At 53.0% G+C, this 15,703-nt stretch carries 9 protein-coding genes; 1 reads left to right on the top strand and 8 read right to left on the bottom strand.

All coding sequences use genetic code 11. The annotated features are described in order from the left end of the window. Window positions 1–18: 18 nt before the first annotated feature. From OZX72_RS00975 to OZX72_RS00940, 8 genes are all read right to left on the bottom strand, one after another. On the bottom strand, window positions 19–1,548 hold the full coding sequence (locus tag OZX72_RS00975; RefSeq protein WP_277158604.1) for an alpha-L-arabinofuranosidase C-terminal domain-containing protein: 1,530 nt from the start codon (window positions 1,546–1,548) through the stop codon (window positions 19–21). Between the two features lie 298 nt (window positions 1,549–1,846). Next, window positions 1,847–3,391, bottom strand: coding sequence for an alpha-L-arabinofuranosidase C-terminal domain-containing protein (locus OZX72_RS00970; RefSeq protein WP_277158603.1), 1,545 nt, complete (start codon window positions 3,389–3,391; stop codon window positions 1,847–1,849). Window positions 3,392–3,535: 144 nt separating this feature from the next. After that, window positions 3,536–6,391, bottom strand: a complete 2,856-nt coding sequence (locus OZX72_RS00965; protein ID WP_277158602.1) for a KUP/HAK/KT family potassium transporter — start codon at window positions 6,389–6,391, stop codon at window positions 3,536–3,538. A gap of 444 nt (window positions 6,392–6,835) precedes the next feature. Then, window positions 6,836–9,379 carry a KUP/HAK/KT family potassium transporter gene (locus OZX72_RS00960; RefSeq protein WP_348519671.1) on the bottom strand — a complete coding sequence of 848 codons (2,544 nt, stop codon included), beginning with the start codon at window positions 9,377–9,379 and terminating at the stop codon, window positions 6,836–6,838. Window positions 9,380–9,836: 457 nt separating this feature from the next. After that, window positions 9,837–10,793 carry a TatD family hydrolase gene (locus tag OZX72_RS00955; protein WP_277158600.1) on the bottom strand — a complete coding sequence of 319 codons (957 nt, stop codon included), beginning with the start codon at window positions 10,791–10,793 and terminating at the stop codon, window positions 9,837–9,839. A gap of 10 nt (window positions 10,794–10,803) precedes the next feature. Beyond that, a complete protein-coding gene (locus tag OZX72_RS00950) occupies window positions 10,804–12,117 on the bottom strand; it encodes an AAA family ATPase (protein ID WP_277158599.1) in 1,314 nt (437 codons plus the stop codon). Between the two features lie 273 nt (window positions 12,118–12,390). After that, on the bottom strand, window positions 12,391–13,671 hold the full coding sequence (locus OZX72_RS00945) for a hypothetical protein (protein WP_277158598.1): 1,281 nt from the start codon (window positions 13,669–13,671) through the stop codon (window positions 12,391–12,393). Between the two features lie 183 nt (window positions 13,672–13,854). Beyond that, window positions 13,855–14,517 carry a hypothetical protein gene (locus OZX72_RS00940; protein ID WP_277158597.1) on the bottom strand — a complete coding sequence of 221 codons (663 nt, stop codon included), beginning with the start codon at window positions 14,515–14,517 and terminating at the stop codon, window positions 13,855–13,857. 187 nt (window positions 14,518–14,704) lie between these two features. Here OZX72_RS00940 and OZX72_RS00935 point away from each other — a divergent pair, with 187 nt between their 5' ends. Continuing rightward, complete coding sequence (locus tag OZX72_RS00935; protein ID WP_277158596.1) at window positions 14,705–15,631, top strand: hypothetical protein; 927 nt, start codon at window positions 14,705–14,707, stop codon at window positions 15,629–15,631. Window positions 15,632–15,703: the final 72 nt, after the last annotated feature.

Here is a 15,703-nt window from a genome sequence, read left to right as displayed (position 1 = left end):
ATTGGCACAATTGGATAATCAACAAACATGAATCAACGTCCAAGAAACCGGCGCAAGATTCACAGATATGGTGTCGCCATCGATGGTGACGTTGTCGGTGACCTGCGGGGTCACCCTATCGGGATGTTCAAGTGTGTTTGAGGCCGAGCCATCTTCATCGTGCAACGTCCACGACCGGGCCGCAGAGAATCGGCGGCGGGCCGGCAAAGCAATCTCGAGTTTCGTATCGTCGCGCAAAGAGCGGTTCACCAAGAAAATGGCCAATGAGCCATCTTTGCAACGCACGGCAGTATGTCCGATTGCGCTTACTTCACCGTACGCTTGTGTATCAATGGACGGGCCGTCGAGCACAGTCTCAAGGGCCGTGCCATTCTTAGCGAAACGTGCGGAAAGCGAGAAAGGATAGAAAATGGTCTGGCGCCAAGCCGGGCCGCCGGGCTCGGTCATGATGGGCGCGATGACGTTGACCAACTGGGCCAGCGAAGCCGAATGAACGGTGTCTGCATTGCGCATCAACGAAATGAGCAAATCTCCGACCACCGCTGCGTCCGTTACGGAGTAAATCTGCTCCAAAAGCCTCGGGGCAGTGGGCCAGTTGCCGATTCCCGACGGATTGTTGGCCGGATCGTTGGCCTTGTACCACACATTCCATTCATCGAAGGAGAGATAAATCTGATGCGAAGTCTTGTGGCGGGCCTTCACGGATTGGACGATGGCGGCGATTTCGTGGATGAACGCCTCCATATCGGCGCCAGAGGCCAGGAAGCTCTGCATATCGCCATTCCAAGGACGCGAATACGAATGGCAGGACACAAAATCGACCAAATCGTAGGTAGCGTCGAGAACAGTCTCTTCCCACGCACCATAGGTTTCCATATCATGTGTGGACGAGCCACAGACCACCAACTCAAGGTTCGGATCGATCTGGCGCATACCCGCAGCAACCTTCGCCGCGAGACGTCCATATTCTTCGGCCGTTTTATGCCCCAGCTGCCACGGGCCGTCCATCTCATTGCCCAGGCACCACATGCGGATGTCAAAAGGTTTGTCGGCGCCATTGGCGCGACGTTCTTCGGAAAGCTTCGTACCACCAGGAACGTTGGCGTATTCCAGCAAATCCATTGCGTTGCCGAGGCCGCGCGTTCCCAGATTCACTGCTTCCATCAGCTCGTTCCCATTGACTTTGCCTAGCCACTTAACCATCTCATGAAGACCGAACTGGTTGGTCTCGGTGGAATGCCAAGCAGTGTCAAGACGACGCGGGCGCTGATCCTTCGGTCCGACACCATCTTCCCAACGGTAGCCGGAAACGAAGTTACCGCCCGGATAGCGGATGGTGGTAGCCCCCAGCTCTCGCACCAGATCGATGACATCCTGACGGAAACCGTCTGCATCGGCAGTCGGATGACCCGGCTCATAGATGCCCGTGTACACACAGCGTCCAAGATGCTCGACAAACGAGCCAAACAGCCTATCGTCGATAGGAGCGATCTCGAATTCATCATCAACGATAAGTCGCGCTTTGTTGGTTGCGGCACCTTCTGGCATGTTCTCCTCTTTCAATCTCGCCAATTTAGTACAACGTTGTCTTGACAAGCAAATATCGACCTCACGATTCAAAATCTATGAGGTTAATACAACCTTGTACTTGCTGTATTTATTAACATACACCGCCATAACTTCTCTGGCAAACTCCCCTTACATACAAGGTTGTACTTAATGGCTTTTTCCTTTGCAACACGCCGTAGAAATAATTGGTTATTTTCAGCAGGAATCAAAAACAAAAGCCGGGCGTCCGCTGCGGACAACAGCGAACACCCGGCTTGTAAACTTCTCTATCGTTACCTTACTTCACGTGAATAGCCGTCCACGACACAGCGGGCAAAGTAAGCTTCGTGCTACCGGATTGAGGATCGAACACAACAGTCTCGTTGAATTTCGGCATTACGCGGCTTTGATTCTCCAGCGTATTTTTCGCATTGATGTCATCGTCGTGCAGACTCCACGCCTCGATGCTCAGGTCCGACTTGGCGCGCATATTTTCATCTAGCCGCACTTCGAACTCCGCCGGTGTATCAAGGGACCTGTTAACCGCAAAAACGGATACCGATCCATCAGCTCCACGTACGGCCACGGCGTTGACGCCATCCACATCGCCATACTTTGGTGTGTAGATCTGCGAGGAATCAAGCTTCGGCTCAAGCACCGTGCCGCCCTTGGAAAGTGCAGCAATAATCGAGAAGGGATAAAAAGTGGTCTGCCGCCAGGCAGGGCCACCCGGCTCCGTCATAATCGGCGCAATGACGTTGACCAACTGTGCCAGGCTCGCGGAATGGACACGATCGGCATTCTTGAGCAACGTAATCATCAAGTCGCCGAATACCACGGCATCGGCCACGGAATAGACATCTTCCAAGAGACGTGGGGCCACCGGCCAGTTGTCGATGCCTTCCGGGTTCCGGCTTGCCTCGGCGTCCGCATACCAAATGTTCCATTCATCAAAGGAAATGAACACATCATGCTTGCTCTTGAGCCTTGCCTTGGTGGCATCGATAGCGGCGGCGACATCACGAATGAACCCGTCCATATCCACACCAGAAGCGAGGAAACTGGCCATGTCCCCGTTTTTGGGCTGGTAATAGGCATGGCAGGAAACGAAATCAACCAAGTCATAGGCCTTGGAAAGCACCGTCTCCTCCCACGCACCGAACGTCGGCATGTCGTGCGCTGAAGAGCCACAGGCCACCAACTCGAGGTCAGGGTCCAGTTGCTTCATTCCGCGTGCCACCGAAGCTGCCAGCGTGCCGTAGTCTTCTGCCGACTTGTGACCGAGCTGCCACGGCCCATCCATCTCGTTGCCCAAGCACCACATGCGAATGTTGAACGGCTTGTCGGCACCGTTGACACGACGTTCTTCGGAAAGTTTCGTGCCACCGGGGATGTTGGCATATTCGAGCAGATCCATCGCGTCCTCAAGACCACGCGTACCAAGGTTCACCGCCTCCATCAGCTCGTTGCCGCCAACCCTGTCGAGCCACTTGGCCATTTCATGCAGGCCGAATTCGTTGGTCTCAGTGGAATGCCAAGCTAGGTCGAGACGGCGTGGACGCTCATCTTTCGGCCCGACACCATCCTCCCAGCGATAGCCGGAGACAAAGTTGCCGCCTGGGTAACGGATGGTGGTGGCCCCCAGCTCACGAACCAAATCAATCACATCTTGACGAAATCCATCGGAATCGGCAGTCTGATGGCTCGGTTCATAGATACCGGTATATACGCAACGGCCAAGATGTTCGACAAATGAGCCGAACAGCCGATTATCGACCTTCCCCACTTCGAAATCGTCGTCAACAATTAGTTGGGCTGAAATGGCGGATGACATCTGAGTCATATCACTCCCTTGTTAATAGGCTGAACTGTCGCAGATGCCATGCTAGCGGAACCTTTCGAAATACAACAGCCAATGCCTACCTGCCTGTGTCGCGAATGAACCAGCCGACTTCGGCGTAAATTCCGAAACTGCCAGAATAGCTCGTCAGCCCTTCTTTGGTACAGCAGAATCGAGCTTGGGCTTATCGGTATGCGCTTTGGCAGCGGAAGAATCCGCAACACTAGCGGCAGCCGAAAGATTACTCGCGGTCTTAGGGGAAGCCACCCGATGCGAGGCGCCGCGAGACAGTTTCGCACTTCCATCGTCGGGTTGCGGGGAAACAGCGGCCTTACGACGAGTGGCGGCTCGGAACGCGACGCGCTTGAGGCGCGGAGGACGGCGGGTGGAGAGGAAGAGCGGCTGCACCTCGACCACCGGGTTGTAAGGTGCCAGGCCGAACCACTTGACCGGCGAACCGGCCACACGGCGAATGGCGTACTTCATCTTGAGGCTCAACGCCTCGCGGCCGGTAATCTTGGACTCCGGCATCAATGCCTTGTGCACCAACACATAGCGCACCGTGCCGATGTCGGGGTCGGCATCCACCTTCGGATAAACCGACTTCTGTTCCGGCAGCTCGCCCGAAGCGGAAAGGTCGTGCATGATCTGATGAATATAGGCAGGAATCGATTGCGAAACCTTGAAACCAAGCTTGATCCGCACACGGAAGATATAGTCCGTGCCGAAATCCTCGACGGAGTATTCGCGCGTGAACGGCTCGTCAGTCGTAACCACGGAAACGGCCCACCAAGCACGCGCACGCTTCGGATGATCGGCGAAGATCGAGAAGAAGATGTCGGTGTCAAGCCGGCGCAACTCGGAGTCGGAAGTCAGGTAGACGATGTTGTCCGCGAAATAAGGAATGCGGAAATCGTCATGCAATTTCGCAAGTGTGGGCTTGAAATCGCGCGGCTTCATATGACGACGTTGCGAACGCTCGATCTTGGTGCCGTCATTCCACGTAATCATGATGAGCAAGATTACGGCCGTCAGCAGCATCGTGAACCAGCCGCCACGTAGGAACTTCGACATCGAGGAAATGAAGAACAACGAATCAGTGGTGATGAACAGTGCGAAGAAGCACACGGAGCCCACACGATGATGATGGTGCCAGACGTAGGTGGTCAAGAGAATCGTCGTCGCCAACATCGTAATGGTCAACGCCAGGCCGTACGCGGCGGAAATGTGTTCGGAATCCTTGAAAATAGCCAGTACCGTAAGCGTTGCTATACATAGCACGACATTGACGGTCGGGATATAAAGCTGGCCACGGGTGCGCGAGGGGTAACGCACCTGAAGATGCGGCATCCAGTTCAGGCCGGTGGCCTCGGAGACCATCGTGAACGCGCCGGTAATCAAGGCCTGGGAGGCGATGACACCAGCAGCGACGGAAAGGATGACGCCGATATAACGGACGTTCGGGCTCATCATCTGGAAGAACGGGTTGACGGTCATGCCGGCCAGCGATTTGTCGCCGCGGTTGTTGAGCATCCACGCGCCCTGGCCGAAGTAGTTGAGCACCAGCGCGACGTTGATGAAGGGCCAGGTGAAGTAAATGTTGCCACGGCCGACGTGACCCATGTCGGAGTAGAGCGCCTCGGCACCGGTGGTCGCGAGGAACACCGTGCCCATGAGCGAAAGGCCAGCGACGTTGTGCGAGCTGAAAAGGAATTCGACACCGTAAACCGGATTGATGGCCTCGAAAATCGTCCAATCACCGCTCAGGTTGACGATGCCGACCAACGCGAGGAACGCGAACCAGACCAGCACGACCGAGCCGAAGACCTTGCCGATGCTTTCGGTGCCGCGTGCCTGGACGGAGAAAAGTACCACGATAATGATGATGGTGATCATCAGGGTGAGGTTGGTGTTTTCTTCGAACGCGTGGGTGAAGGCGGGAATGGTCTTGAGACCTTCGACTGCCGAGGAAATCGAAACGGCCGGAGTCAGCACGGAATCGGCCAGGAAGGCCGCGCCCCCGATCATCGCGGGCACAACCAGCCATTTGCCGTAGTGCCGTACCAGCGAAAACAGCGCGAAAATGCCGCCCTCGCCCTTGTTATCGGCATGCATGGCGACCAGCACATATTTCACGGTCGTAATCAGCAGCAGCGTCCAGAAAATCAGGGAAAGCATACCCAGAACCGCAGGCCGGTCGATTTTCGCAAGCCCGCCTTGCCCGGCCAGAAACGTCTGGACCGTGTATAGCGGAGAGGTACCAATGTCGCCATAGACGACACCAAGCGTGACGATGGCCATCGCAAGCGTCACCTTATCTGGGCTGGACTGCACCTTGCGCCACCAGCGACCGATCGGACTGCGTGAGGTCTTGGTCAGCTTCTTGGCTTCCTCACGTTCCTCCTTGGCATGCTTGGCGATTTCCTCGCGTTCTTCACGGGTCAACGTATCGCGCGAGACCTTGGGTGCGTTGGTGAAGGTATCAGCACGAAGTAGGGCTTTCTTTTCGGCTGCCGCAGCCCGTTGCTCGGCGGTCAGTGCCTTCTTTTCCGCACTCGCCACCTTGCGTTCGGCGACTTTGGCCTTGCGCTCGACATTGGCGACCTTCTTTTCAGCTCCGGCCGCTTTCTTTTCGGCATGGACGGCGGTTTTCTTGGCTTTCGTCGTTTTGGTCGAAACTTTGCGCGTATGCAGGGACGTTTCGGCAATGTCTTCTGCCGCTTCAGCCTTGGCTTTGGCTTTGCCAGCAACTTTGGCTGCACTCTTGCGCGCGCGAGAAGATGCTTCGTCAGCGGCGTTTACGGCTTTTGCTTTGGCAGCCACTTCCAATGGAGTTTTGGCCCGCGTTCTTTTGCCGGCATTATCGGCAGTTTTGTCAGCCGCACCGGTGCCCTCGGTTTTTTTACCGCCGCGAACGCGCCTGCGGGCCTCCTGATTTTGTGGATTCTGCTCCTGCTGACGATTTTGAGGTTCACTTGACCCATGATGTTGCGATTGCGCCATGATTTGTCCTCCAGAAACGGAAACTTTTACGCGCTTGTCTTCTTGTCAAATCCACTTGCCGAGCGCTCTCGTTTACAAACCAACGGGCAAGTCTAGCCATCTATTTGTGAAAACCAAAATCGAAATTGAATATCTTCATACAAATATATTTATTACTAGATAACAGCTGCGGGAATCGATAGAAAATAGGCGATTTTACACCGTTTTGAGGCAAAAACAGCAATGCCGACACGCTTCATTATTCAAGGTTCCGACACCTGAAATTATGCCGTGAGAACACGTCATTTACCGACATCCTGCTTTTGCCGGAACCGGGACATACAAAAAGTGCGCCATCCGTACCTGACGGTTGACGCACTTCGATGCTGATATTCGGCTAATCACCCAACTATCCGTTTATTTGATTGTCGGATTGCCAAATTACCCAATTATTTGATTATCGGATTATGACACTTTTCCAGATTTTCCGCTATCGGTATCGGAACGCGGCATAACCTTGGTCTGCTCGCCGGTATCGGCCTTCTTACGTTTGGCCGCGGCGCTCTGCCCGGTGTCTTCGGCAGAAGTGCCAGTCTTGCCCTCGGCATCCTTCATTTTCTGCAATTTGACGGATTTGGCAAGATTACCAAGGCCCTTGCGACCCTTGGCCAGTTCCGCGACCCCAATGCCGCTGCCAGTCTTCTTGACAACACGCTCAGAATCCGCCTGCGCCTTGGAACGCGTACGTTCCGTCTCCGACTTGCGGGCAGCACCGGCCGCCTTCGGTTCATGGGACTCGACGCGGCGCTTGCCGATGCTGGACCGAAGCGCAACGCGCTTCAGACGCGGAGGACGACGGGTGGAAACGAAGAGCGGCTGGACCTCAACCACCGGGTTGTATGGGGCCAAGCCGAACCACTTGACCGGCGAACCGGCCACGCGACGAATCGAGTACTTCATCTTGAGCGACAGCGACTCGCGGGCCGTCAGCTTTGATTCCGGCATCAGGGCCTTGTGCACCAACACGTAACGCACCGTGCCGATATCCGGGTCGGCGTCCACCTTCGGATAGACCGACTTCTGCTCCGGCAAATCACCGGAAGCGGAAAGGTCGTGCATAATCTGATGAATATAAGCCGGGATGGACTGCGAAACCTTGAAACCAAGCTTAATCCGCACACGGAAAATATAGTCCGTACCAAAATCCTCGACCGAGTATTCGCGAGTAAACGGCTCGTCCGTGGTGACCACCGAAACAGCCCACCAAGCACGCGCACGTTTGGGATGGTCGGCGAAAATCGAGAAGAAGATATCCGTATCAAGGCGGTGCATCTCCCAATCGGAAGTCAGGTAGACGATGTTGTCCGCGAAATAAGGAACACGGAAATCGTCATGCAGCTTGGCGAGCGCGGGCTTGAAATCGCGCGGTTTCATATGACGACGTTGGCTCCGCTCGATCTTGGTCGCATCGTTCCAGGTAATCATAATCAAGAGGATCAATGCCGTCAAAAGCATCGTGAACCAGCCACCGTGGAGGAACTTCGCCATGGAAGCGACGAAGAACAGCGTCTGGATGGCGATGAACACCACGAAGAAGATGATGGCAAACACGCGATTGTGCTTGAACCAGAGATAGACGGTCAAGAGAATCGTCGTCGTGATCATCGTGACGGTCAGCGCCAGGCCGTAGGCGGCGGAAATATGCTCGGAATCCTTGAACAGCGCCAGCACCGAAAGCGTCGCCACGCACAGCACGACGTTGACCACGGGGATATAGAGCTGACCGCGGGTACGGGCCGGGTAGCGCACCTGAAGATGCGGCATCCAGTTCAGGCCGGTGGCCTCCGAGACCATCGTGAACGCGCCGGTAATCAAGGCCTGTGAGGCGATGACACCTGCAGCCACGGAAAGGATGACACCCACGTAACGCACGTTCGGGCTCATCATTTCGAAGAACGGGTTGACGTTGCCGAGCGCGGTGTTGCCTTGGTTCCTGAGCATCCATGCGCCCTGGCCGAAGTAATTGAAGACCAACGCCACGAAAATGAAGGGCCAAGTGAAATAGATATTGCCACGGCCGACGTGACCCATATCGGAGTAAAGCGCCTCAGCGCCGGTGGTGGAAAGAAAGACCGTGCCCATGATGGCCAGGCCCGCAAGATTGTGCTTGCTAAAGAGGAATTGGATGCCGTAAACCGGGTTGATAGCGGCGAAAATGCTCCAGTCGCCGCTGATGTTGACGATGCCGGTGATGGCAAGGAACGCGAACCAGACCATGACCACCGAGCCGAAGACCTTGCCGATCCGTTCGGTACCGCGCGATTGTACGCAGAAAAGGATGATGATAATCACGACGGTGATTACGAGAGTCAGGCTGGTGTTCTCGTGGAACACCGGTTCGAAGAGCGGAATGGTCTTGAGACCTTCCACTGCTGAGGAAATCGAGACGGCCGGGGTTAACACGGAATCCGCGAGGAACGCCGCGCCGCCGAGCATTGCGGGAATCACCAGCCATTTGCCGTGGTGACGAATCAGAGAGAACAGCGCGAAGATGCCGCCTTCACCCTTGTTGTCAATGCGCATGGCCACGAGCACATATTTGACGGTCGTAATCAGCGTGATTGACCAGAATACCAACGAAAGCAAACCGAGGACCGCTGGACGATCGATATTGCCGAGCCCACCTTGGCCGGCGATAAAGGTCTGCGAGGTGTATAGCGGGGACGTACCGATGTCGCCGTAGACCACGCCGAGCGCGACGATGGCCATACCAAGGGTGACCTTGTCTTGGCTGGACTGCATCTTGCGCCACCAGCGGCCGATCGGGCCGTGCGCGGAAGCCTTGGTCAGCTTCTGGGCCTCTTCCTTTTCCTCCTGCTCGTGCTGGGCGATGACCTTGCGCTCCTCGCGGGTCAACGTGTCACGCGAAACTTTGGGAGCATTGGTGAAGGTGTCGGCCCGCAGCAACGCTTTCTTTTCGGCATTTACCGCTCGCTTCTCGGCCCTCAGTGCCTTCTCTTCAGCGCTGACCGCCTGTTTTTGCGCCTTTGACGCAGCCTTGGTCGCCTTGTCGGTTTCCCGGACGAGCTTACGAACGGCCTTCTTCTCTGTCGGCTGTTTACCCTCGTGTTTGCTTTCGCTTCTATTTTCGGTTTTGCGCTCATTGTGACGCCGATTTCTTTGATTTTGAGGCTGCTTCGACTCGCGATCCTGCGATTGCGCCATGACCTGCCCTCCAAAACGGAAAAGACGAGACTTCCCCGTACATACTTTCTTCTCATGGCCCGGCTACCGGGCGCTCTCGTTTATCAACCAAAGCGTCAGTTTAGCGTTGCAAACTCAATAAACCAAAATGAACCACAGTGGCAGGATATATGGAAACTTTCAAAATCCGGCTAAATTCATATAAATATTGAAAATTGTACGTTTTTCACCAAAGACTCGCAAAAATCGTCATAACTGAGCTTTATACGCCGTACACAGCCCTCGTCGTTTCGCGCGTCGCCTTCGCAACTTCACCTATCGGCAAATCAAGGGTGTCTGCGAGCGCCTTCAAGGTATAAGGAATCATATACGGGGCATTCGTCCGGCCACGGTACGGCATCGGGGTGAGATAAGGAGCATCCGTCTCAACCATGATGTGGTCGAGCCCCACGATGGCCACAGATCTGCGAATCTCTTCATTGCCCTTGAAACTGGAAGCGCCGGAAAAGCTCAGGTACCAGCCCTGCTGCTTCGCGATCTGCGCAAGTTCGGTGTCGCCGGACCAGCTGTGGAAGACGGTGCGATCGGGGCTGCCGTCTTTGAGCAGCGTTTCGATGACCTCTTTGTGGGCATCGCGGTCGTGAATCTGCATCGGCAGGTTCAATTCCTTGGCCAGCGCGATATGGGCACGGAAGGCGTCGCGCTGGATTTCCATCGCGGCCTCTCCGGTGCGGAAAAGGTCCATGCCAGTCTCGCCGATGGCGACGACCTGCTCAGGGTACTTCGTGGCCAGCCGATGGACCTCGGCGAGTGCGTCCTCGAAACTCACGTCGTGCCACGGCTGGTATTTAAGCGGCAGTCCGTCGGGGCCGGGCACTCCCCGATGGCCGTGCAAAACGGCCTCGTTCGGGTGGATCGCAAGGCCTGCGTGGACGGTTTTGGGATGATCGAGCGCCATCTGCACCGCGACTTTGAGATTCGGCAGCTCGCAGCCCACGTCGATAACGCCTTCGACGCCGACGGCTTTCGCCTGCGCGAGAATCTCGTCGACGCTATAGACCGGCACCGGCGGCTGGTCGCGCTCAATGGCCTGCCGGTTCATCTCGCGTGCGAACGGCACGACGCTCGCCACATGCGTATGGTCATCGACCACATGCACCCCGTCCGGCAGCGCCTCCGGTGCCGGCGCCCAGCTTCGATCCCGATGTTTCTTGCTCATGCCGCCCAGTCTATTCCGCAAAGTCCACAAAATCCTCAACCGCAAAATACGGACCTACTGCCCACAGCGGGACGTTCGTCATCCAATCCTGCTCGCGGTAGCCCGACATGGAAGTGCGGTAACCATGCAGACCGGTTTTCGCGCAAAGCGACTTGAGGCTTTTCGCCTGCAGATTTTCCTCGGCTTTCGCTTCCAAAGGCGCGACCGTACCTGCGTGCTCGACTACGAAATCCACTTCGGCCGGGCGGCCCTCACCCGCCGTCCAGTAATATGGAACGTTGCCGCCGGCGCCCAGCTGCTGGCAAACATATTGTTCGGTCATCGCGCCTTTATACTCCGTCAGTGCCTTGTCAGAAAGCAAAACATCCCTGGCCTCGATCCCCATCGTCGCGCCCAGCAAGCCGACATCGTGAAGATAGAGTTTGAAAGCCGACAAGTCCCGGTAGAACTTCAGTGGTTTCGCCACTTTATCGACGCGATAGACGCGGTTGGCCAATCCCGAATCGACAATCCACTGAATGGCCGTCTCGAATTGCCGCGCCCGAGCGCCCTTGGCGATATGGCCGAAGACGAACTTGTGATTCTCTCTGCCAAGATGCGCCGGAATGGAATCGAACGTCAAACGAACGCGCTCCGCTTCGACGCTGGCCGGAATATGTTTGGAGAAATCGGCACTGTAGTCGCGCAACAATCTGCGTTGCACCGAACGGGCTGCAGCATAATCCTCGTGGCCATCCCCTTCAACGAACAGCTTGACCGCTTCCGGCATACCACCGACATAGTAGTATTCGCGCAAGTAACGTTCCAGACGTTCCGAAAACGCTGAAGCCGTTTTGAAATCCAAACACTCAACGACCTTGGCAAGGGGCTCCTGACCATTCGCCCACAGGAATTCGATAAACGTCATCGGATACATATCGAGCATTTCGACTTTTCCGACTGGGAACGAAATACCCGCGTGCAAAGTAATCCCCAGATAAGAGCCGGCAGCAACGATATCCTGCTCGGGCGTATCTTCCTTGAACGCCTTCATCAGGGTCATGGCCGACGGGACTTCCTGAATCTCGTCGATGATTACCAGCGTTTTGCCAGGTACGATGTTTTGCCCGGCATAGATTCCGATATTGGCCAGCACCTGTTTGGCGTCATATCCGGCGGCGAACACCCTTTTGGCTTCGTCGTTCATCAGGTTGATATACACGCAAGATTCATATTCCTGCTGCCCGAACTCTTTCAAAACATACGTCTTGCCTACCTGTCGCGCCCCGCACAACACCAGAGGATTATGATCTTTCAAGCCTTTCCATTGCTTCAATTGAGCCATAATCGAACGCTTCATAACCACATCCTGCCAGTTTTACCCTAGGAAATTTCTGTCGATTTGCCAATTTTACCATAGGAACTTTTTGACATTTCTGCCAGTTTTACCATAGATAAGAAATACTACTTTTACCAGTTTGTCACAGTTAAACCTTTTTTGATTGTTGGTATTTCAACAACACCTCGCGAGCGAACTCAACAGCTTCGTCACAGATGCATACTGACGATTCGGGCAAACCCACCTCAATACAACCCTAAAAACATCTGCAAGCTCATCTCATTTTTCGAAAGACCCAAGCTTTTCTATTATCCTCGGCATAGCTTGTGGATATTCCTGTTTATACAACTCAATCTTCTTTCTCATTCGGTCATCAATATGCGCTGACTTATTCCCACAAAAAAGCTTATCTAACTGGTCACAGACTTCCCACTCACTTTGCACGCATGATTTCAACATCAACAAATAAAGTGGGTCAAATTGGCCATTTTGTTCAGAATCAAGAAGGTCCTGATTAATCAAGGGATCGAATAACTCATCAATAACCTTGTCTACTTCTTCCTGAGAACACCAAGAATCAACAGAATACGAAGCACCATTCAAATCTTCCCAAACCATAGCCTTTAGGGCGTTTCTGGCTATCGTTCTGCCTCCTTGCGACTCACAGACCCCATCGTCAATCAGCGGACTATCTTTCTGCAATCCGCCTTCATACAACTCGTAATGTTGAGCAGCTACTAGCTTCAACCGGTCATCGGAATAATCATATGCGCCAAGCCATATCAAATGACTGATTCTTTTCTCAAACGGCAATATATCGTAAACACTTTTCAACGACCATTCAGAAATCGCTGCCAGATTGGGGACAGAGATAAAAGACCAGAGCCCGTCAAGTAAGGTCTGACTTTTTGATTGGTTGAATACTGAATCAAGACACACATTTCTAAGCCAAAGCTCCTGTCGATCCTGATTATCCCATCGCGTTTGAACCTTAGAGTCCCCGAGCGTTTGCACCAGAAATGCCACAGCCTGCTCAAAAAGATAATCTTCGGTATTTTTTTGCACATCACGCTGCGAAGACTTGTCAGTAAACGTCTCTTCCCCGATATGCCCGTGCAACATTTCGGATAGCCATGCCTCGGAACTTTCCTCATCCTCAGCGCGACAAACTAAATCACCGTAGCACTGTTCAATCATCGCTCGTACCACATCAAGTTTCGGCGCGTTTTTATCTTCAGGCCAAAGAGACATCGATTCCGACAAATCCACACGAGTATCGTTAAAATAGTTTGCATACGAATCAGGCCATAAAGTTGATATCCTGTCGAGGAGCCCTTTATCTACCCATCTTTGCCGAGCAAGCACCTCACTAAAATCAGATGAATTTTCCAAGCCAGAATTGTACAGAAACCTCCACTTTCGTTTCAGATATAAAGCTACTTCAAATACTCGCTTATCGAGATTCACTGCCTTTCGAGTAAAATCATTGAATTTATTGCGTTCCCCGCTATACGTAAGATGCAACGCCGCATAAATAGGCTCCTCAGCATCTAATCCCAACCAATCACCAAACGCGTACTTAATATAGGTAATCTTGGACTGGTCGCCATCTAATTCATCGATTTCAGATTTAAGACGTCCAATTGGATCGGCATTAAACCCATCCTTAATATCTGCATTGAGATAGCCATGAAATCTGCGAGTGATATCCTGCTCGATAATGTTTTTCCCTTGCCCCTCTATTCATTGAGATGAATGGTTGAAACGCAAAGCTACGTAAACAGTAAAAGCCAAAATCAATAACGCAGCACAGTAAACTGAAAGCCATATATCAAATAAAATGGAATCTTCAGAAAATTGAGTAAACCATTGTTTCGCATTTCCATAGAAGGCACAAAGTGCAGCAGAAACAAGCGGAAGCGCATACAAACCAATCACATACAGACCAAAAATCTGACTCGTTACCAGTTTAAAAGGCCATTGTTTCTGTAAATATACGTTGTATGGGTTCCTTTCCAAATATACGCTGTCCTCATGTGCAGACCGCAAAGAATGCAAAAAAGTAATAGCCAAAGACAGCAATGCAGTTAATCCGATATCTGCTGAAATCGCCAGTGTAAATAACGATTTTTCGACGGAAGTATCATCATGAAACTGTATAAAACCGGATAGTTTATTTTCTTGAAGAAACCAGACCGCAAAAACCGTTAACAGGACCAATAGAAAATCAGGAATTTTAAAGAACGCCAAAACCGAAGCTGCTCGAGGATAGTAAACGATTTTATCTTCAACAGCTTTTACAAATCCTCGGATTCCAATGCGACACAACGCGGCAACTACCTCGACAGCAAGAAAAATGAACGCCACAAGGAAAGTCACTACAACTATTTGATATATAAAACCCATACTTGTTCCCTCTTTGTTCCCTCCCAGCCATTTCTAACATTATAAATAGTCGTATTTCAATACAGCGAACAACAAAAGCAATATGAACAACGCTCTTCGCTCATTGTCAATATTCTTGACCATTAGAATGAGATAATAAAAAGTAAGCCACCCAAAACCTCAATAAACGCAATGAACGGAGGCGCACATGCTGAAACTGGTGAATTTTGAGCCATGCTCCGATTCCGGACGATTCTACGGCGGCGACGCAGGGCGCAAAGTGGGCGTGAGCTGGGAGGGCGAAGACTGGATGCTCAAATTCCCTGGCCCCACAAAAGAACTAGCTGGCTCTGTGCCGTCTTATACATCAGCCCCGCTTTCCGAATTTCTGGGTTCCCAGATATATGCGATGCACGACATCGACGTACACGAGACGAAACTCGGTATCCGCGAGGGGAAACTGGTCTGCGCCTGTAAGGATTTCGAAGCAGGCCACGGCAGACTCGTTGAATTCCGCGAACTCAAGAACTCCATGTCGGACGATGAGACCGGCTTCTCTGGCTCTCCTTCAGACGGACGCAATGTCGTACTGGCCGATGTGAGAGCCACCATTTACCGCCACCCTTGGCTTAACCGAATTCCCGGCACCATCGAACGGTTCTGGGATATGTTCATTGTCGATTCGTTTATACGCAACGTTGACCGCAACAACACGAATTGGGGTATTCTCATCGACGGCGAGCACACAGAACTCGCCCCCGTCTACGACAATGGCAGCTCGCTTTATAACAAGCGCACACCGAAGCAGATTCACCAACATTTGCACGACGAAAAACTACTCAATCAAGACGTCCTGGACGTACGTTCCTGTTATCTCGACGACAGGGGACACCATATCGCGCCACTGAAATACATTGCCTCTGGACAGGACGAGGAATGCAACAAGGCGCTGGCACGGTTCATATCTAGCTATGATCAAGATCGGCTCGACGCACTGTTTGACAGCTTGCCAAACGAGTACGCAGGCGTGCATGTGGCTGACGACGAATACCGCGAATATCACAAGCGCATCTTGACCCAGCGATACGAACAGATATTACTGCCGGCGTACCACAAAATCGACGTACAAAGGTAAGTTCCACTATCCATTACTTACGTTTTATCGTGCATATTATATTGCAATATGCACGATAAAACGACCTCGCCT

It is taken from the genome of Bifidobacterium sp. ESL0769 (assembly GCF_029395495.1).
GTDB lineage: Bacteria > Actinomycetota > Actinomycetes > Actinomycetales > Bifidobacteriaceae > Bifidobacterium.
This window is presented reverse-complemented; position numbering and strand designations above follow the sequence as displayed.

What these genes read in the sequence shown, in the direction of transcription:
- OZX72_RS00950 (WP_277158599.1), bottom strand. Translation starts at nt 12,117, where the DNA reads ATGGCTCAATTGAAGCAATGGAAAGGCTTGAAAGATCATAATCCTCTG.
- OZX72_RS00970 (WP_277158603.1), bottom strand. Translation starts at nt 3,391, where the DNA reads ATGACTCAGATGTCATCCGCCATTTCAGCCCAACTAATTGTTGACGAC.
- OZX72_RS00955 (WP_277158600.1), bottom strand. Translation starts at nt 10,793, where the DNA reads ATGAGCAAGAAACATCGGGATCGAAGCTGGGCGCCGGCACCGGAGGCG.
- OZX72_RS00975 (WP_277158604.1), bottom strand. Translation starts at nt 1,548, where the DNA reads ATGCCAGAAGGTGCCGCAACCAACAAAGCGCGACTTATCGTTGATGAT.
- OZX72_RS00940 (WP_277158597.1), bottom strand. Translation starts at nt 14,517, where the DNA reads ATGGGTTTTATATATCAAATAGTTGTAGTGACTTTCCTTGTGGCGTTC.
- OZX72_RS00965 (WP_277158602.1), bottom strand. Translation starts at nt 6,391, where the DNA reads ATGGCGCAATCGCAACATCATGGGTCAAGTGAACCTCAAAATCGTCAG.
- OZX72_RS00935 (WP_277158596.1), top strand. Translation starts at nt 14,705, where the DNA reads ATGCTGAAACTGGTGAATTTTGAGCCATGCTCCGATTCCGGACGATTC.